Consider the following 18,613-nt stretch of genomic DNA (forward strand, 5'->3'; position numbering starts at 1 on the left):
TGGTTTCAGCAATTAGTGCATGTCCGCATTCATGATAAGTAACGATTTTTTTCTCTTTTTCGTTGATACGGCGAGATTTTTTCTCAAGCCCAGCTATGGCTCTTTCTACAGCTTCGATTAAGTCTTTTTGTTCGACATATTTTTTACTATCTCGTCCTGCTAAAAGAGCAGCTTCATTGATGATATTTGCTAGATCAGCCCCAGCAAGCCCAGCCGTAAGACGTGCAACATCTTCAACCTTAACCTCAGGCGAAATTTTAACATCTTTCATATGCACGCGTAAAATATCACAACGTCCTTTAAAATCAGGCTTATCAACAAGCACTTGTCTGTCAAAGCGTCCCGGTCTAAGCAAAGCCGCATCTAATACTTCAGGGCGATTAGTCGCAGCTAAAACGATCACAGGTGAGCTTTCTGTGCCAAAGCCGTCCATTTCAGCCAAGAGTTGATTTAAGGTTTGTTCTCTTTCATCATTACCACCCATAGCAGCACCAGCAGCACGGCTTTTGCCAATAGCATCGATCTCATCGATAAAAACGATAGCCGGAGCTTCTTTTTTAGCATTTTCAAATAAATCCCTCACACGAGACGCACCCACACCCACAAACATTTCTATAAAGCTTGAACCGCTTACGCTGAAAAATGGCACATCAGCTTCTCCAGCAACTGCTTTTGCAAGCAAGGTTTTACCAGTTCCAGGAGGTCCAACAAGTAAAAGTCCTTTGGGAATTTTAGCACCTAAGTTGATATATCTTTCAGGGTATTTTAAAAAATCAACAATTTCTTTTACCTCTTCTTTAGCTTCTTCAACACCGGCTACATCATTAAATTTAACCTTTGGTTTTTCTGAATTGACAAGTTTTTTAGAGCTTCCTATGCCAAGTATTGAACTTCCCATATTTTTTTGCATTCTTGAGGCTAAGAACATCCAAATTCCAAAGAAAATGAAGATCGGTAAAACCCAAGAAAAGAGCAAATCAGTAAACCAATTGCTCTCAGAATATGCTCCATAAGAGATATTTTTGCTATCAAGTAAGGCAATGAAGCTTGGATCATTGCCTACCTTTTTGGCTACATAAAGCACATTTTGTTTTGAAAGGGCTTTAACACTTGTTTGTCCTATGCTTACTTGAACGATTTGGTTGTTTTCTACAAGTCTTTTAAGTTCAGAATAAGGCACATTTTGCGTGCTACTTGCTCCGGCTAAACTACCACCTTCGTCGCTCATTATAGAGCCACTATCTACAAAGCTTTTAAATAAAAATATCGCAACAATCGCAAAAACTGCAAAGAGAAAAATTGGATTTTTGTTAAAAAAATTATTGTTATTGTTGTTATTTTTTTGATTTGGATTATTTCCGTTCATTTATCTTTCCTTTTGATATACCAAACTAAGCCATTCATTATTTTTAAGGCTTGTAACAAACTTTAAATTTACAAATGCTTGCTTAATTCTTTCTTCATATTTGTCTAAGATCCCAGAAAGAATTAAATAAGCATTTATTTTAAGGCTTTCTTGTAAGCTTTTTGCAAGGCTTAAGATGATATCAGCGACTAAATTTGCAACAATTAAGTCATATTTTTCTTTTGTATCACTAAGAGAACCCTGCCAAATGCGTTCAAAACTTATTTGATTAAGTTTGGCATTATTTAAGCTACTTTCAACGGCGATTTCATCAGTATCACAGGCTTGGACTTTACATCCAAGTTTGGCTAAAATAATACTTAAAATTCCACTTCCACAGCCTACATCAAGGGCTTTCATATCTTTTTTGGCGTATTGTTGTAAGAGCTGTATGCAAGAATGCGTGCTTTCGTGGTGTCCAGAGCCAAAGGCAAGAGCTGGATCGATTTGTATATTTATCAATCCTTTTTTGCTTTCCTGCCAAGAACTGTGTATATAAAAATTGTCGATTTGTATTGCAACGACGCTTTTTTTGTATTCTTCTATCCAGTTTTTGTTTTCTTTTTGTTCAAGCTTGCTTTTAAGATCGATTATTTTGTTTTCTTTTTGTTCAAGCTTGCTTTTAAGAAGAAAAATAGCATCTATAATATCGCTTAAATCTTCATCCGATCGTATATAAAAGCCACCATCTTTTTCTTCAAGGGCGTCTATTCCAAGTTCGAAAATAAAGTCGGTGAATATATCTTTATAGACTTCACCAACCTTAAAGAAAAATTCATTATAATGATTTTGCATTCAAAAAGCTGTCTTTTCTTATTCGGCTGGGATGTCTGAGCCCATACCTAAAACATCTTCTAGTTTTTCTTTAAGAATTTGCGGAGTAAAAGGTTTGACGATATAATTATTTACCCCAGCTTTTAAAGCTGTGATAACTTCAGCTTTTCCGCCTTCTGTAGTAACCATGATGATAGGCATATCTTCGTATTTTTTTTCAGCACGAATTTTTTTAACAAGATCAAGTCCATTCATTTCAGGCATGTTCCAGTCAGTAATCACAACTTTTACATCATCATTTTTGCTAAGCAATTCCCAAGCTTCAACGCCATGTTCAGCTTCTAAAACATCGCTGTGTCCTAGTTTTTCTAGCGTGTTTTTAATGATCCTTCTCATTGTAGAGCTATCATCAACAACTAACAATTTCACGATTTGTCCTTTCAAATTTTAAACGATTATACAAAAATTTTGTGTATTTTACCCTTTTTAAGCTTATTTCAAGTTAAAAAGCGAATACAAAGTATAACATTTTTTCTTTATTTTTAAATTAATATAAACTAAAATTTGTTTTAATCACTCAAATGCTCCCCCTTATATTTCACTGCGAACAGATAAATACTCAAGCCGATAAGCAACACGCTCACGCCTACAATAAGATAAATTGCATAAATCATTTGCGATAATTCGCCCGTTACAAGCTTAAATACAAGCATTAAAGCTTCTATAGCTAAAGCAATGATAATAGAACCTAAAAAACGCACCATGGTTTTTTGAATACCACTTTTTTCTTTTCTGCTTCGCATAAGCACTTCTTCTTCGATCACGGTTTTAGCCAGATCAAAGATAGCTAAGGCTAAAGTGATCGCAATCGTGCTTTCAAACATTCGTTGAATTTCAATCCCGCTTTGATGAAAAAGGCTAATAATACCTCTGTGAAGCAAAAAACAAGTGATAATAAAAAGCACAAAAGCAAAACAAAAATACACCACGCGGCTAAATTGCATAAAGAAAAACTCAAATTGACTTGCTTGGGTAATCTTAAGAATTTCAACGAGTTTCATATCTATACATACAACGCATTCAAGCTTATTTTGTGCGTTAAAAATCGGCATAGAAGCCGTTACACAAAGCTCGTTATGCAAGCTTGAAGGATAAGGTTCGCTTAAAACGCAACGTCTTAATTTTACAGCTCTATAAAAATACGCTCTATTACTTCTATCTTCGCCTTTACCGGTGCAAAATTCCTTTTTAAGACTGATCGTATCTTCAAGCTGTTTGCCTGAAGGATCAAGCACGTATAAAGCGTCAAAGTTTTTCACTTCATGGGCGAGCTTATCAAGGGCATTAAATATACTTGAAAATTCTATCTTAGGGAGCTTATTTGGTAAATTTCTTGTGAGTATATAGCTCATATACGCTCTTGCTTTGTAGCGATTTTCTTCAAATTTTTGTATGTCTTTAATATACATTTTATCCTTCTTTTGTGTTGTGCTTAAACTCAGGCACAATTTTAGCTAAAAGTGTGCTTATATCCTCATCTTTGCTTAGACAAAGCTTTTGAATTTGCTTGTTTAGTTTTACAAGCTCATAAGGCTCACTCTTGGTTACAAATATGCTTTCATATTGCGTTTTAACGTCATTTTTATCAATCAAAAGTTCTTCAAAAAGCTTCTCACCCTTTCTTAAGCCGGTGATTTTGATCTTAAGTTCAGGTTTGTTTGAGAGCGTAAGCATTTTTTTAGCTAGATCAATGATTTTTACCGGCTCGCCCATATCAAGTACAAAAAGCTCGCCACCCTTAGCAATAGCTGCTGCTTGCAATACAAGCTGAACTGCTTCGCTAACAAGCATAAAATAACGCATTATATCTTTGTGTGTAATGGTCAAAGCTTCATTTGCGGCAATTTGGGCTTTAAATTTAGGGATCACACTTCCGCTTGAGCCAAGCACATTACCAAAACGCACACAAGCAACCTCATAATTCTTGCTTGAAGAATTTAAAGTATAAAGCTCACATACGCGTTTTGTGCAACCCATGATACTTGTTGGACGCACGGCTTTATCTGTGCTAATCATAACAAAACGTTTGACTTTATTTTTCTTGCCTAAATCGCAAAGTATTTTTGTTGCAAGTATGTTATTAATCACTGCAGCATGTGGATTTTGCTCACAAAGTGGGACATGTTTATAAGCAGCTGCATGCAAGATCAAATCAGGTTTGTGCGTGCTTAAAAGAGCGTCAAGTTTGTTTTCGTCTAAAAGACTCATCATCACAGGCACGATTTTTTCTTTATGTTTGCTTAAGTCTTCATTGATCTGATATAGGTTATATTCGCTATGATCAAGCATGATGAGTTTTTTAGCTCCAAACTTGACACATTGCTTACACAGCTCGCTTCCTATGCTCCCTCCAGCTCCACTTACAAGGACTATCTTATCTTTTAAAAAGCTTGCCACAGCGTTATTATCTAAGTCTTTTGGCTTTCTAGCAAGTAAATCCTCTATGCTGATATCTTTTGTTTGATTGCTTGTAAAAGAAAAAAGTTTGATATCACTTATTCCATATCCTACAAGCTCATCAAAGAGCTTTTTAAGCTCATTTTGCTCAAGTTTTAGGGCAATGATCGCTGTTTTCACACCCTCTTTGCTTAACTCTTCAAGTTTGCTTTTATCTTTAACAATAAATTTATCACAATATGTTCCGATAAGCTCTTTTCTTGCATCAACTACAGCTACTGGATATAGTCCTAAAGAGCCTTCTTTGGCACCTTTGAGTAAATGCAAAGCCTTTGAAGTTGCCCCTACAACCACACAAGGTGTTTCTTTTTCAAAACGCGTTTTTCTAAAATCCACAAGCATACGTTTTGAAATACGAAGCATACCGATGAAGATATAAGAAAGAGCAAAATCTATACCTATAACACTTCTTGGAAAAGGGTTAAAAAAATCATCAAAAAAATAAAATACCACTAAAAATATAAGCTCAGCCAGCACTAAAGCCACAAAAATCTTACGAGCTTCATTTAAAGAAAAAAACCGCCACGCTACCTTATAAATTCTAAAGACAAAAAATAAAGCAATTTTAAGCACAAGCAAAATCACACCAGCTTTAAACATACCAGCATAAAAGGTGTTTGGGATATACCCACTAAATCTTAACTCAAAAGCCAAAAAAATCGAAAGTGCAAATAATATCAAATCACAGCACAAAAAAAAGATCAATCTTTTGCTTTTATAAAAATTATCCCTCATATAATTAGCCTTTTACGCTTTTAAGTATAAGCTCGCTGATAAATTTTACCTCATCTTTACTTAGTGTTGTGCCACTTGGAAGGCAAATGCCTTTGGAAAAAAACAGCTCGCTATTGCCGTTAATATAGCATTTTTCCCCTTCAAAAAGCTCTTGGGTATGCATGCTTTTCCACAAAGGACGTGTTTCTATGCCTTCATTTTGTAAGTCTTGAATAAGCTTTTGAATTTTTGGGTGCAAGTTTGCTTCTTTAAAGCCAGCTTTGCTTTCTTTTTCATACTCAAAAAGCTCATTTATGTCAAAGTCAAGCAAGGCAGTGCTTAGCCATCGATTTGATCTTGAGTTTTCAAGCTCATCTAAAAAGCAAAAAGTTTCGCCTAAAAACTCTTTATACCACTCATAAATTTGCCTTTTTTTCAACACTCTTTCTTCTAAAACTTGCATTTGTCCTACGCCAATAGCTCCTAAAACATTGCTTAAGCGGTAATTATAACCATAGTCTTTGTGTTCGTAGTAAATTTTATTTTCTCTTGCTTGGGTGCTGTAAAATCTTGCTTTTTCGAGTTTTTCTTTATCAGAACTTACGAGCATTCCACCTCCGCTTGTGGTGATGATTTTATTGCCATTGAACGAATAGACTCCAAATTCGCCAAAAGTGCCTAAAGCCTTGTTTTGATAAAAACTACCAAGGGCTTCAGCTGCATCTTCGATTAAAACGATATTATGTTCTTTGCAAAGTGCTAGGATTTCATCAAGCTTAGCTGCATTGCCATAAAGATAAGTTAAGATTAAGGCTTTTGGTGGTGTAGGGCTTTCTTGTATAGCCTTTTTAAGCAAATTTACATCAATATTAAAAGTTTCATCACAATCAATAAGCACAGGCTTAGCCTTAAGATAACGAATGGGAGCAACAGAAGCGATAAAAGTAAAGCTTGAAGCAAGCACCATATCTCCTTCTTTTACTCCAGCTACCCTTAAAGCAAGGTGAAGTGCTGCTGTAGCTGAATTTAAAGCTAGGGCATTTGCTGCTTTGGCATAGTGTTTCACACTTTCTTCAAAGCGATTTACAAATTCACCCAAAGGGGCTATATAATTGCTTTTAAAAACCTCTTCTATAAGCTCAAGTTCCTTGCCACTCATGTGAGGTGGCGATAAAAAATACCTCATTTTTGCTCCTTTATAAGTTTTGCTGGCACGCCCACATAAACGCCGCTTTTATTTGCATTTTGAGTTAAAACTCCACCAGCTGATAAAATGCTTTTTTCAGCAAGGCTTATATTTGGCAAAACGCAAGCATTGATACCAACTAGGCTTTGTTTGCCAATTTTAACATTTCCAGCAAGTTTTGCACCTACGCTGATATGAGCAAACTCGCCTACAAAACATTCATGTTCAACTACAGTGCTTGAGTTTAAAATCACGCCCTGCTCAATCACAGCACTAGCATTTACAACGACTTGAGGCATAATTAAAATGTTGCTTTTGGCAAGCTTTGCACTTTTGCTGATGATAGCACTTGGGTGGATTAAATTGACGCACTTAAAGCCAGCTTTTTTTACCTTTTCAAAGATGATTTTTCTTGTGTGATTAGATCCTATAGCGATGAAAATATCATATTTTTCTAAGCCTTCATTAAAACCTAAACCTTTTTTTGTATCATCATCTAAAAAAATGATTTTTTTATACCCCATACTTAAAGCCACTTCAGCACACACAAGTCCATGTCCGCTTGCCCCATAAATATAAATTTTTTCAGTTTGAGCCATTGAATTTGTTTGTGGTTGCGTTGCCATCTTTATTTACTCCATTTCTTTTAAGCACTTTTTCAAGAGTTAAAAAGGCTATTTTAAGATCGAAAAAAAATGAACAATGCTCTATATAGTAAAGATCAAGCTCAAATTTTTTCGCCCAGCTTATATTGTTGCGTCCATTTACCTGAGCCCAGCCAGTAATACCCGGACGCATATCATGGCGGTGCTTTTGAGCCTCATTATACAAAGGCAGATATTCAATGAGCAAAGGACGCGGTCCAATAAAGCTCATATCGCCTTTTAAAACATTAAAAAGCTGAGGGAGCTCATCAAGACTGAGCGATCGAACAAGCCCGCCAAAGGGTTTTAGACGTTGTTCATCTGGCAAAAGCTCGCCTTTTTCATCTCTTTCATCACTCATGGTTTTAAATTTGTAAATCCTAAATATCTTTTCATTTAAACCCGGACGATACTGCGTAAAGAACACGCCTCCTTGCACAAGTTTAAGCATTAAAGCTACAAAAAGCATTAAAGGGCTAAGCAAAATAAGCAAAAACAAAGCCATTAAAAAGTCCAAAATGCGTTTGAAAAAGTGTTTATACATAATCTTTCTTTGTTTTAAATTGTGCTTTAAAAGCTTGATTATAATGTGTTTTGTTAAATGAAATTTAATGAGTTTTTTGCTCTAAAATATTTTTCATTTATCTTAAGATTATTTAAGTGTATAGATAAATTTGATTTTTAATTTTTTATAAGGCTGTCATAGAGTTTTAAATACTTTGTGGCGATGAGATTTTCATCATACTTTAGGGCATCTTGGTAGGCGTTATTAGCTAAATTTACTCTTAATCTTTCATCATCTAGCAAGAGTTTGATTTTTTCACTTAAGTCTTTACTATCTGCTGTTTTTGCCCAAAGTCCATCAACGCCATTTCTCACAGCTTCCACACAACCTTCACAATCACTTACCACCACAGCCTTTTTACATGCTTTTGCTTCCAAAACGCTTACCGGAAAGCCTTCTTTATAGCTTGGCAGGACGAAAATATCGCTTAAGTTAAGCAAAAAAGCGATGTCTTCTCTTGAGCCTAGATAGCACACTTTGCCCCCATTTAAAAAAGCTAGATCAGCACAGGATTTGTTCTCATCACGTCCGCCAACAAGCACAAAATTTGCAAATTTGTGTAAATTTGAGGCTACTTCATAAAATTCTTTTATGCCCTTGTGCCATAAAGCCCTTGCTACCATGATTACCAAAGGTTTATGAAAGTCAAGTTCATGTGTTTTAAAAAAATGTTCTTTTTGTTCTAAGCTTATGTTTATAGAGAAAAATTGTCTTAAGTTTATACCAACTGATTTGATGATAATGATTTTTTCTTGCTTTAAGCCTAGATTATGCATAAAATGAGCGTTGCTTTCATTTACAAAGATGAATTTATCAGCGATTTTAAAAGAAATTTTGTATAAAAATTCTATATTAAGGCGAACGAGGCGAGTTTTTAAGTCATTGTCGATATAAAAGCTACCTAAGCCCTCAACAAGTGCGAGTTTATAAGGAATTTTTGCAAATTTTGCAGCGATTAGCCCAAAGGTATTGCTTTTATGGGCTGCACTTTGAATGAGATCAAGCCTAAGCTTTTTTAAAAGCTTTAAAAGCGAGAGAAAGTTCAAAAACACCACAAAAGGGTTGATAGAGCTTCTTTTTAGTTCATAAAAAACAACATTAAAACCCATTTTTTCAAGTTTTAAAGCGTATTCATCTTTTGGTAAGATGAGTAAAACTTCATCATTTCTTGCTTTTAAAGCCTTAATTATAGGCATTCTAAAATGATATACACTTGCCCCGCTATGGCTTAAAAATCCTACTCTCACAGCTTTGCCTAACGCTTAAGCTTATAAATTTTAGCATCTTTATCTAAAATAACTGGTTCAAATAAGTCTTTGTCATAATTATTAAAGAAAAAAAGCTGGACAAATAAGCTATCAAACATTGTTTTATCCATAATGATAAATTGCATAGGATAACTTAAGCTTTCTTTAAGATAAAATACATAAAAATTACCATTTTCGTCAATAGTTCTTTGTTTAAAAGAAGCATCTTTAATAGAGTCAAATTCATATACAGCCTTAATTGCATAGGCATTTTCACTGAGCATTATATGTGTAAAATCATCGCTTAAAAACATACCATTACTTAAATAATAAAAGCCTGTTTTTTCATCTTTTCCTAAAGCTAAAGCCGTGCTAAAAACAAAAGGATCATTAATTTGCCCACTTTGCAAATCAATATGTGAAAAGCTCGCCACAGTTGGAAAAATAGGCGACATTCTAGCTGGTAAATAAAAATAAATATCTCTTGTTTTTGCATTTGGTTTGAAGTTTTTATCCTTAAGAGTATGTAAAAACAAGCTTACTTCACTTGCATTATAATCTCTCATCATGGCTTTTAAAAGATCAGCTTGCAAAAGGCTGTCATTTTTATCATAAAAACTCTTTTCGGTGTATTCAACACCCAATCTTGCTAAATTTGCCCCACTTATTTGATCAAAACTTAGAGCATAAGAAGGTAAAAAATTATCCTTGCCTAAGTGCTTACCTCCATCAGCTAAGGTTTTAACATCGCTATAATAGCGCACAGGATAGCCATAATCCCACCAGGTAAGCACATAATCTTCAGCACTAGCTATGCTTTTAAGTTTATCTAAAATTTGAGCTTCATTTGCATTAAATACGCTTGGAGCCTTGTATTCATAGATATGCTTTAAAGCAAAACCTAAGCTGATAATGAGTGCAAAAGTGAGTATAATGGGCTTTGCTAGCCTAAAACGAACCAATTTAAGGATTAAAAAATGCACAAAATATCCAAAGCCAAGAGCCATCACAGGCACCGCATAAATGGTAAATCTAAGCCCTCCACGCAAGGCTAAAAAACCAAGTGCGAGCATAGGTAAAGCCAAAAGAAAGCTTTTGTGATCTTTAATGAGCAAGATTAAGCCCAAAACCGCACATATAAAAGTAAGCTCACTCGCTGCAATTCTTTGCATAAATACAAACAAATCAACGCTTCCTACCTCTTGTATGGTTTGATTGACATTAAAATAAGAAAAACTCTGACCCACACTTCCTACGGTAGCGCTTTTAAAGATGTAAAAATCAAGCTGATATAAAATAGGATCAAGCCCACCGCTTAAAAAAAGGAAAACAAGGCTTAAGATTAAAAGCACAATTAGAGCTTTGAGTGTAAAAAAACGAGTTGTGAGATTGAAAAATGCAAAAAGTAAGGCTAAAATTGCAGCTTGATAAAACCAAGCAATGGGAGCAAGTGCGATAAGCATAAAGCTTAAAGCCTTATAATTTATCCTTTCTTGCCGATGAAAAGCAAGGGTGTAAAACAAGAAAAGCCCTACAAAAGCAACATTTAAGGTATAACTTGAGGGATAATACCAAAGATAAATCATCATCACAAAAGGCAAGATGATAAGCGAAAACATATCTTTTTTAATGATGAGTCGTATCATAAAATATAATACAAAACAAGGGAGTACAATAGCAAGCATATCAGTATCATAATATCCTGCCATAGTGCGGTTATAATAACTATTTGCAATGCTAGCTAATAAGGCTGCTAAAAAGCCAGCACGAAGTTCTTTGTATTCGTAAGCAATAAGCATTATAGGCACAACAACAAGAGAACTGAAAAATACGCTCATATATAAAATGATGGTTTCAAAGCTAAAAGGCGTGAGCTTATAAAGATAGTAAGTCAGCGTAGATAAGGAGCTACCAAAATAAGATAAATCATTTGGCTGATGAAAGCCAGCGATCATATCTCTTGCTCCTTCTGCAAAAGCGTATCCATCATTTGAAACGATCATAAGCTCATTATTAAAATAAAACTCGCTAAACTCACTTGCCCAAAATACCCAATACAACCTACACAACACACTAAAAATAAAGGCTAAAGCTATATATAAAAATAACTCGTTTTTGAGTGAGAGTTGAACTCTATCAAAGAATTTCGCTTTTAAGAACTCTGTTTTTTTATGTGGATTTTGATTTTTCTTCATTCTAACTTTCCTTGCTTTAAATGCTCTTTAAAAACTCTAAAGCTTCTTTAGCGATTTCATTTTTATCAAAGTCTTTGGCTCTTTTATAGGCTTTTTCTTGATAGGCTTTTCTTAAATTTTCATTTTCTATCATGGTTTTTAATCCCTCAAACATAGCATTTTCATCATTTACTTTTATCAAAAGTCCAAATTCATTTTCCCCAAAAAGCTCTTTAGCTCCACTTTTATGATCTGAGCTTAACACAGCACAATGGCACGCTAAAGCCTCAATTAAAACATTTGAAAAGCCCTCAAAGCTTGAAGCAAAGGCAAAAAATTCGCATTTGCTTAGGTATTTGTAAGGATTATTATCAAAGCCAAGTAAAAATACTTTTTCTTTTAAATTTAAGCTTGCTATTAAGCTTTCAAGCTCATTTTTTAGCTCGCCCTCACCTAAGATAACAAGTTTTAACCTAGTATCAAGCCTTGCATAAGCTTTGATTAAAAGGGCGTGATTTTTACCCTTATCAAGCCTACCAATGCTGAGTATAAATTTATCTTTAAATTCTATAGCTTCTTTTGATTTTTGTGTGATTGTTTTTAAATCAATGGCATTATAAAGGAGTTTGCATTTGCTAGCATTGATCTTAAAATTTAAAATTAAATCCTCTTGATTGCCTTTAGAATTAGCCAGTATTAAATCAGCCTTTGGATACAGCCATTTTATCAAAGCTTTATTTGTAAGTGAAGTTAAGTTAAAGCTTTGATACATTACACTTGGAGTAGTGCATTCATTGATGATGAGAGGGGTTTTTAAGCCAAAAATTCTCGCAAGCAAGGCTATATAATTTGGGCGGTTTAAAAAGACAAATTGCTTGTCTAAATTTAAGTTTTTGCAAAGCTTTTTGTATTTTAGAGCCAAAAAGGGAAGTTTAAGGAATTTTAAAAGCACATTTTCATTTGGTTTTGAGTTTTCAAGCAAGTGAATTTGAGCTCCTTCAAGCTCATAAGAAATTTTATCATTCATTAAAATAATATGCACTTCATAAAACAAAGACAAAGGTGGCAAAAGCGTAGCCACAACGCGTTCAGCTCCACCACTTCCTAAAGAATAGATAAAAATTCCTAATTTTTGCACTTTAAACTCACTCTGATTTTTGAAAAATATTGTAACATTGCTTTTGGAATGAAACTTAAACAAAGCAAGGCTATTGCTGGGAAATTAGGCTTTATGCTAAGACTTTTAAAAAGATAAATATACATTTTTTTATAAAATCCTGCCATTTTAGCATAATATGCTGCCATTTTATAATGTGCTGCTGTAACGCTTTTATAATCCCTATCCTTGCTTTTTTTAAGCTCGCATTCTAAAAGTTCAGCCATCTTTGCATAACCTAAATACACACGATTAGCCTTTAAAAATGCTTTATTTGTAACACTATCTGCTCTTTTAACGCGGTAAATCCTTAAGGCCTTGTGTATGTAAAAGCTTTTTTCTTTATATAAACTCACCCAAAGCACACTTTCATTGCCCCAAAAATTCTCATCAAAACGCTGATTTTCAAGCAAGGATTTTTTAAACATACCCAAAAATTCCCCATTCATCTTGCCTAGTAAAAAGTCTTTTTTACTTACCTCACAATCCTTATTTAAACCTTTTCCACTAAACTCGGCGCTTAAAATTCCATCTTTTTCAAGCAAGCAGTTGCCAAAAACATGAGAAAAACCCTCTTTAATCTTGCTTACAAGCGTGCTTAAAGCCTTATTTAAAAGCATATCATCATCATCTAAAAACAAAATATACTCACCCCTTGCTTGATCTAGAGCATTGTTTTTGTTTCCATTTGGACCTTGTTTATAGTTAGTATTAAGGCTATATCTAAGTTGAGGTTGGTGTTTTGCAAGTGCGTTTATAAATTCTTTTGTGCCATCATTTGAATGATCATCACTAATAATGATTTCTAAGTCTTTAAAGTCTTGCTCTAACACGCTTTGCAAAGCTTGCTTTAAAAGCTCTAGTCTATTATAAGTGCAAATTAAAACTGATAAAAAAGGCTTCATTGTAGCTCGCTTATCAGTTTAAACCATTGTTTTTCAATGTTTTGAATTGAAAAATTTTCGCAACGTTTTAAGGCTGTTTCAGTGATTTGCTCTCTTAAGCTCTCATCGTTTATTAGGTTCTTTAAAGCCTTAGCCATAGCCTTTTCATCATCAATTGCCACTAAAAAGCCATCAATATCTGGCGTGATTAAGTCTTTGGCTGAGTTTACATAATCCGTGCTTATGCGAGCGATTTTAAAAAACAAGCTTTCAATCAAAACCGTTGGTAAGCCCTCCACAAAGGAGCAAAGGCAAAGAATTTTTGCTTTTTCATATAAGCTTTGCATATCTTTTACCCTGCCTAAAAAATCCACTTTTATGCCAAGTTCTTGTGCTTGTAAAATAAGTTCATCTTTAAGCTCGCCGTCTCCTGCTACACAAAATCGGTAATTTGCTCTTAAATTAGGATTTAAATTTGAAATTGCCCTTAAAAATAAGGCACAATTTTTATTCATATCAAGCCTGCCTACAAAAAGCACTAAATTTTCTTTTTTAGGATTTTGACAAATGCTAAAATGACAAGGATTAAAGATAAGCTCAACCTTGCTTACAAAGGCTTCATAATAGCTTTTATCTTGCAAAGAAAGCACAGTTAAAGCATTGGCATATGGATAGCTCAATCTTCTTAAAAAACGCCAAATTTTGCTTTTTAAATAACTTTGCGTGCTGTGCTCGCTGATAATTAAGGGCGTTTTTAAGCCCATTTTAGCCCACACACAAGCAATATTAGTTGTATCTAAAAAAGAGATGAAAATATCAGCTTTAGCCTCTTTCATCGCCTTTTTTAAAGCAAGGAATTTCTTAATTCTACTTGCTATTTTATGATACAAATTGTGCCAGCTAAACTGGGGCAGTTCTTTTAAGTATATGGTATTATCAAGCTCATAAAAGCTTTTTTTATCATCAAATTTAATGATTTGCACCTTATGCTTTTTACAAAATGTATTAGCAAGGCTTACTAAAACCCGTTCAGCTCCGCCATTGCCTAAACTTGCTATAATAAAACAAATTTTCACTGCTTTATCCTAGCTTGAACTTGTTTTATAAAAGACAGCAAGATTATATTTTTGATAAATTGAATTAAGAAAGAATACCTAGTTTTTAAAAAATACCATTTATTAAACATAAATTTAGCTCCTTAAAGAGCCTAAATTCTAACCTATTTTTTTAAATGTTTAGTGAAAACTTATATAATCAAGTCAAAAATTATTTTCTACTTTCATAAGCTTTGATAATCTCATCTTTAAAATTATAACTTTTGTGTCTTTTGTGTATCTTGTATTTGATTTTTTAATTCTAACAAACAATAATTAAAAATTTTCTTAATCCTGCCTGAAAATAAATCCTATGTGCAAAAAATGCAAATTATTTTTTTGTTTTTCGTTTTATTACAAAAAATGTGTGCCGTTTTTGTTTAACTTTTCCCATTTCATGGTATTTGCAAAATACTTAATCTTAGCTTAATGGCACTAAAGCCATCTTGTCAATTTTATGATCAAAGTTCTAAAAAATAGATGTTTGATGATATTTTGAAAAAAACTATGTTTTGTGTTAATATAAAAAAATAGCATATTAGCACAAAGGAGAAAGCAATGCAAAGCAATGAATTTAATGAAACTCAAAAAGATGAGATAGATGATATTCAAGACGCTATGAATAACTTTGATGAAGAAAATGAAATGTATCAAAACCCAAACACATCAGAAGATAAGGTCAAAGATAGCATAGATAAAGAAATTGAAGAAACGATGAATAAAGCCTTTGATGAAAAGAAATTTGATTTTAGTAGTGAAGAAAATTTCAGCTTTGAGTTTTGTCAAAACGAACTAAAAAGCACTTTAGACTTTACCGAACAAATACTTTATTCTCAAGGTTTTGAAAAGCTTGGATCAGCATTTTCTCGTCTTGATGATGATATGATCATTGATCAAGACTTAGAAAAAATTGCAAAAGATAGTGTAGAAAAAGAAAAGCAAATAGAAGAGCTAAAAGCACAAAAAGCAAAAGAAGACAAAGAACAAAGAAAAGACGAAAACAATAATTTTGAGCAAGATAAAGGCGGTTTAAGCTTAGAAAAAAGAATAGAAATTTTAGAAAAAGAGCTTAAGGATTTAAAGATTAAAGAATTAAGCTTAAAAGAAGAAAAAAGGGAAAATGATAAGGCTTTTGATAGGGATATAAGAGAATTTGGGGAACAGCTTTTATCTTTAGATTTTCATAAAGCCTATAAAGCTCTAATGGAAATGTTTTCTAAAATTTTGAAAAACAAAAGAATCAAATCTCAACTTGCGATGAATAAAGAAGATAGGCAAAAAAATCTTAATGCTGAAGAAAGGCAAATGCTTGCAACAATCAAAAGAGTTTTTAGTGGTAAAAACATGGATGATATGGCAAGCATAGTTAAATTTATGCACAAAACAGGGCATTCTATTAAAAGCGATTTTGATACGATGAGTAAAGAAAAAGAGCTTTATAATTCTTTAGAAAAAGCAATGAATGCCTTTAGTATAAATCCTACCGATAATAATAAAAATCAAATATCAGCCATTATTAACTATGCTAATGAAAATTTCAAAGACTTTACAAAGCTATTCCCAAAAATCTTGGAAAAAGCAGATGCTATGATTAACCCAAAAGCTCGAGAAAAAACACAACATCAAGGCAAGGGCTTTGTAATGTTTTAGAAAAAGTAATAAGGATAGCTTAATGAGGAATATTATCTAGGTATAAAATTACCAAGCAAAACGATTTAAAGGAGACATTTATGACGAACAATTCACAAGTATTGCAAAACTTAGTCAAATCAGCTCAAAGCATAGAGAAAGAGAACGAGCGTTTAACGAGCGAGATAATACAAAAGAACTTAAATGAATTAAACAAGAATTTGATAGCTATATTTAACGAAAAACTGAATTCCACAATGAGCGTATTAGACAACAAACTAAACGAAGCTCAAAAAGAGCTAGAGAGTAAGAGCTTAGAAATGCAGAAGAATTTCAATGCCTTGCAGAGTAGATTGTTGAGTAAAATGCAAGAGATGAGCTTAGAATTGATGAAATACAAACGTATAGAGCCTCGCAAATACTCAAAACGAAAAAACAAGGATTAAATAATGACACAAGAGCAATTTGATGAAATATACAAAGATTTAGAAAGTTTAAACACGCTCAAACTCAACCATAATGACTTTCTTCATTATTTTTATCAGCATACAAGTCGTTATTATAAAGCAAATGATGAACAAGAAAAAGCAAATATTCTTTGCGATATGACCATACTTTATATAAAGAATTTTGATAATTCTAAAGAAGCATTTACTAAGCTTTTAAAAAATAAGGAATTAAAACAAGATAATCACCCACCAGAGTTTTATTTTAACCACATGCTTTTAAATGCAAATGAAGATTATGCTTTTGCTCATGAAAGCCTTAGCAAAGATTTCTTAAAAAATTCATTCTTGTGTATGCAGTCTTTAGGTTTTAATCCTTATGAAAAATTGAAAGAAAACATACAAGAAAGAAATGTGAAAGCTAGAGCAATAGAGTATATGCAAAGTCCAGACAGGATAAACAATCTTGAAAAGCAAAAAATGAGAGTTGATCAATTTTATGAATCTTTAAAAAAACGTAATAATTTTTCGCTAGAATTCAATACAACAAACACTAAAAAAGGATTAGACAATGAGTTTAGAAACAGAGGAATTTCCAGCAATAGGACTAAAGGATTTGATGAGAGAAGAACCACAGATGATTTGGAACATGATGAATTTATTAAAGTCAATTCATTTAGTATCAGACGAGAATATGGCTCAACTAACCTTATGGGAGCTAAGAATATTACAGAGCCTAGCCAAATTTATCGATATGCCTCTAGCCCTACGAGCGATAGAAATAGAGATAGAAAAGAATCTCGAAGCGAGGAGATTAGCAGACGAAGCGGAGCAAGAACTGAAACAAGCCAAACAAGAACTGAAACAAGCCAAACTCTTAGTCGCGGAGATCGACAACTTACACGACTCAGTTATGTCCAGACTAGCCTCACAAAAGCAGAATTAGAACGTTTTAAAGGACTTTTTAATTTTATTAATTTAGTCATAAAGCAAGGGAAAAATCAACAAGAACAAGACAAAAACCTTGCTTTTCTTAACGAAAGTCATACCAGAGACTTAAAAAACTCTATACAACAATACAAAGAAAAAGAACTTGTTTATCCAAAACAAGTTTTAATCAAAAAACTTTCAGATATAAAAATTCTTATTCATATCATCAAGAATTTCAAAGAAGAACATAAAAGTAAGATCGATGAAAAGCTTATCAAACAAGCAGAACAGCTTATCCAAGAAAAAAGTAAAAAGTTAGGTTTAGGAATACAAAGATGAAATATGTTAAAACTATGCAAATTTTTAATAGTTCAAATACCAAGAAAATTCGAAAAAGCATTCAAGCTCTAAAAGATATAGTTTGGGAGGTTCATCGTGAGCGATAAAGAACTAGAAATCTTTGCACTTTGTGAGCGATTAACAGAGCTTTTAGGAGACAAAGAGGCTATCGCGGATTTAAAAAAGCTTTATGAACATCACCCTGAAATGTTTAAAGATATGCAAGAGGTTTCAAAGGCGATTGGGGAAGTAGTGCTAGAACCTGATTTGATAATGAAAAATACAAAAGCCAAAAGCGAAAAAGATTTTATCGTTGCCAAACAAATATTAGAAATTAATAGCAAGAAAATGGGTGATATAGGAATTAGAAACGATGAAGGCACAAATATTATTTACCACGCTAACAAACAGGATAAACGAAACTTTAATCGTTTTATAAATAAAGCAGTCTCTGGTGAAGCCGTCCACTCCCTTCACACTCCAAGTCAAGACGCTCAGATGGGCGGTGATGATAAGTCATCTGGTGTAAATACACTTTCAGAAACTACTAAAGACATTATACCACATTATCCTTTAACACAAGCTGAAAAGCAAGAATACTTAGCAAGGGTAAATGCCATTAAAGAACAAGACAAAAACCTTGCTTTTCTTAACGAAAGTCATACCAGAGACTTAAAAAACTCTATACAACAATACAAAGAAAAAGAACTTGTTTATCCAAAACAAGTTTTAATCAAAAAACTTTCAGATATAAAAATTCTTATTCATATCATCAAGAATTTCAAAGAAGAACATAAAAGTAAGATCGATGAAAAGCTTATCAAACAAGCAGAACAGCTTATCCAAGAAAAAAGTAAAAAGTTAGGTTTAGGAATACAAAGATGAAATATGTTAAAACTATGCAAATTT

At 33.2% G+C, this 18,613-nt stretch carries 17 protein-coding genes; 4 read left to right on the forward strand and 13 right to left on the reverse strand.

Going from position 1 to position 18,613, the window contains the following annotated elements; translation table 11 throughout:
- The 13 genes from DMB91_RS08140 to DMB91_RS08200 all read right to left on the reverse strand — a co-directional run.
- Positions 1–1,366, reverse strand: a 1,366-nt coding sequence (locus DMB91_RS08140) for an ATP-dependent metallopeptidase FtsH/Yme1/Tma family protein (protein WP_143116892.1), incomplete at its 3' end; no start/stop codon positions are given.
- Positions 1,367–2,200, reverse strand: coding sequence for a 50S ribosomal protein L11 methyltransferase (locus tag DMB91_RS08145; protein WP_143116893.1), 834 nt, complete (start codon positions 2,198–2,200; stop codon positions 1,367–1,369).
- An 18-nt stretch (positions 2,201–2,218) separates the two neighbouring features.
- Complete coding sequence (locus DMB91_RS08150) at positions 2,219–2,608, reverse strand: chemotaxis response regulator CheY (protein WP_034906164.1); 390 nt, start codon at positions 2,606–2,608, stop codon at positions 2,219–2,221.
- Between the two features lie 140 nt (positions 2,609–2,748).
- On the reverse strand, positions 2,749–3,648 hold the full coding sequence (locus DMB91_RS08155; RefSeq protein WP_034906162.1) for a PDC sensor domain-containing protein: 900 nt from the start codon (positions 3,646–3,648) through the stop codon (positions 2,749–2,751).
- Position 3,649: 1 nt separating this feature from the next.
- Positions 3,650–5,431, reverse strand: a complete 1,782-nt coding sequence (locus tag DMB91_RS08160; protein WP_034906159.1) for a polysaccharide biosynthesis protein — start codon at positions 5,429–5,431, stop codon at positions 3,650–3,652.
- Between the two features lie 4 nt (positions 5,432–5,435).
- Entirely contained in the window at positions 5,436–6,596 is a 1,161-nt protein-coding gene (locus DMB91_RS08165; protein ID WP_034906156.1) for an aminotransferase class I/II-fold pyridoxal phosphate-dependent enzyme, read from the reverse strand.
- Positions 6,593–7,195: a UDP-N-acetylbacillosamine N-acetyltransferase gene (gene pglD, locus DMB91_RS08170; RefSeq protein WP_034906153.1), complete on the reverse strand. Its 603-nt coding sequence runs from the start codon at positions 7,193–7,195 to the stop codon at positions 6,593–6,595. The genes DMB91_RS08165 and pglD overlap by 4 nt, the downstream gene beginning before the upstream one ends.
- A complete protein-coding gene (gene pglC, locus DMB91_RS08175) occupies positions 7,182–7,784 on the reverse strand; it encodes an undecaprenyl phosphate N,N'-diacetylbacillosamine 1-phosphate transferase (protein WP_034906150.1) in 603 nt (200 codons plus the stop codon). The genes pglD and pglC overlap by 14 nt, the downstream gene beginning before the upstream one ends.
- A gap of 137 nt (positions 7,785–7,921) precedes the next feature.
- Positions 7,922–9,052: a N,N'-diacetylbacillosaminyl-diphospho-undecaprenol alpha-1,3-N-acetylgalactosaminyltransferase gene (pglA, locus tag DMB91_RS08180; protein WP_034906148.1), complete on the reverse strand. Its 1,131-nt coding sequence runs from the start codon at positions 9,050–9,052 to the stop codon at positions 7,922–7,924.
- A gap of 8 nt (positions 9,053–9,060) precedes the next feature.
- Positions 9,061–11,247 carry an STT3 domain-containing protein gene (locus tag DMB91_RS08185; RefSeq protein ID WP_081946937.1) on the reverse strand — a complete coding sequence of 729 codons (2,187 nt, stop codon included), beginning with the start codon at positions 11,245–11,247 and terminating at the stop codon, positions 9,061–9,063.
- Between the two features lie 16 nt (positions 11,248–11,263).
- On the reverse strand, positions 11,264–12,364 hold the full coding sequence (locus DMB91_RS08190; RefSeq protein WP_034906168.1) for a glycosyltransferase: 1,101 nt from the start codon (positions 12,362–12,364) through the stop codon (positions 11,264–11,266).
- Entirely contained in the window at positions 12,352–13,287 is a 936-nt protein-coding gene (locus DMB91_RS08195) for a glycosyltransferase family 2 protein (RefSeq protein ID WP_034906145.1), read from the reverse strand. Before DMB91_RS08195 ends, DMB91_RS08190 begins: the two co-directional genes overlap by 13 nt.
- Positions 13,284–14,342, reverse strand: coding sequence for a glycosyltransferase (locus DMB91_RS08200; RefSeq protein ID WP_034906141.1), 1,059 nt, complete (start codon positions 14,340–14,342; stop codon positions 13,284–13,286). The genes DMB91_RS08195 and DMB91_RS08200 overlap by 4 nt, the downstream gene beginning before the upstream one ends.
- Before the next feature lie 576 nt (positions 14,343–14,918).
- Between DMB91_RS08200 and DMB91_RS08205 the strand changes: the two genes are divergently transcribed.
- From DMB91_RS08205 to DMB91_RS08220, 4 genes are all read left to right on the forward strand, one after another.
- Entirely contained in the window at positions 14,919–16,010 is a 1,092-nt protein-coding gene (locus DMB91_RS08205) for a hypothetical protein (protein WP_143116894.1), read from the forward strand.
- 80 nt (positions 16,011–16,090) lie between these two features.
- Positions 16,091–16,435 carry a hypothetical protein gene (locus DMB91_RS08210; protein WP_034907031.1) on the forward strand — a complete coding sequence of 115 codons (345 nt, stop codon included), beginning with the start codon at positions 16,091–16,093 and terminating at the stop codon, positions 16,433–16,435.
- Positions 16,436–16,438: 3 nt separating this feature from the next.
- On the forward strand, positions 16,439–17,704 hold the full coding sequence (locus DMB91_RS08215; protein WP_143116895.1) for a hypothetical protein: 1,266 nt from the start codon (positions 16,439–16,441) through the stop codon (positions 17,702–17,704).
- A 96-nt stretch (positions 17,705–17,800) separates the two neighbouring features.
- On the forward strand, positions 17,801–18,589 hold the full coding sequence (locus DMB91_RS08220; protein ID WP_185900267.1) for a hypothetical protein: 789 nt from the start codon (positions 17,801–17,803) through the stop codon (positions 18,587–18,589).
- The last annotated feature ends 24 nt before the right edge of the window (positions 18,590–18,613 follow it).

It is taken from the genome of Campylobacter sp. MIT 97-5078 (assembly GCF_006864455.1).
GTDB lineage: Bacteria > Campylobacterota > Campylobacteria > Campylobacterales > Campylobacteraceae > Campylobacter_D.

Bases quoted from the DNA above. Each gene is read 5' to 3' on its own strand.
- DMB91_RS08145 (WP_143116893.1), bottom strand. From the start codon at position 2,200: ATGCAAAATCATTATAATGAATTTTTCTTTAAGGTTGGTGAAGTCTAT.
- DMB91_RS08155 (WP_034906162.1), bottom strand. From the start codon at position 3,648: ATGTATATTAAAGACATACAAAAATTTGAAGAAAATCGCTACAAAGCA.
- DMB91_RS08160 (WP_034906159.1), bottom strand. From the start codon at position 5,431: ATGAGGGATAATTTTTATAAAAGCAAAAGATTGATCTTTTTTTTGTGC.
- DMB91_RS08165 (WP_034906156.1), bottom strand. From the start codon at position 6,596: ATGAGGTATTTTTTATCGCCACCTCACATGAGTGGCAAGGAACTTGAG.
- pglD (WP_034906153.1), bottom strand. From the start codon at position 7,195: ATGGCTCAAACTGAAAAAATTTATATTTATGGGGCAAGCGGACATGGA.
- pglC (WP_034906150.1), bottom strand. From the start codon at position 7,784: ATGTATAAACACTTTTTCAAACGCATTTTGGACTTTTTAATGGCTTTG.
- DMB91_RS08185 (WP_081946937.1), bottom strand. From the start codon at position 11,247: ATGAAGAAAAATCAAAATCCACATAAAAAAACAGAGTTCTTAAAAGCG.
- DMB91_RS08195 (WP_034906145.1), bottom strand. From the start codon at position 13,287: ATGAAGCCTTTTTTATCAGTTTTAATTTGCACTTATAATAGACTAGAG.
- DMB91_RS08205 (WP_143116894.1), top strand. From the start codon at position 14,919: ATGCAAAGCAATGAATTTAATGAAACTCAAAAAGATGAGATAGATGAT.
- DMB91_RS08210 (WP_034907031.1), top strand. From the start codon at position 16,091: ATGACGAACAATTCACAAGTATTGCAAAACTTAGTCAAATCAGCTCAA.
- DMB91_RS08215 (WP_143116895.1), top strand. From the start codon at position 16,439: ATGACACAAGAGCAATTTGATGAAATATACAAAGATTTAGAAAGTTTA.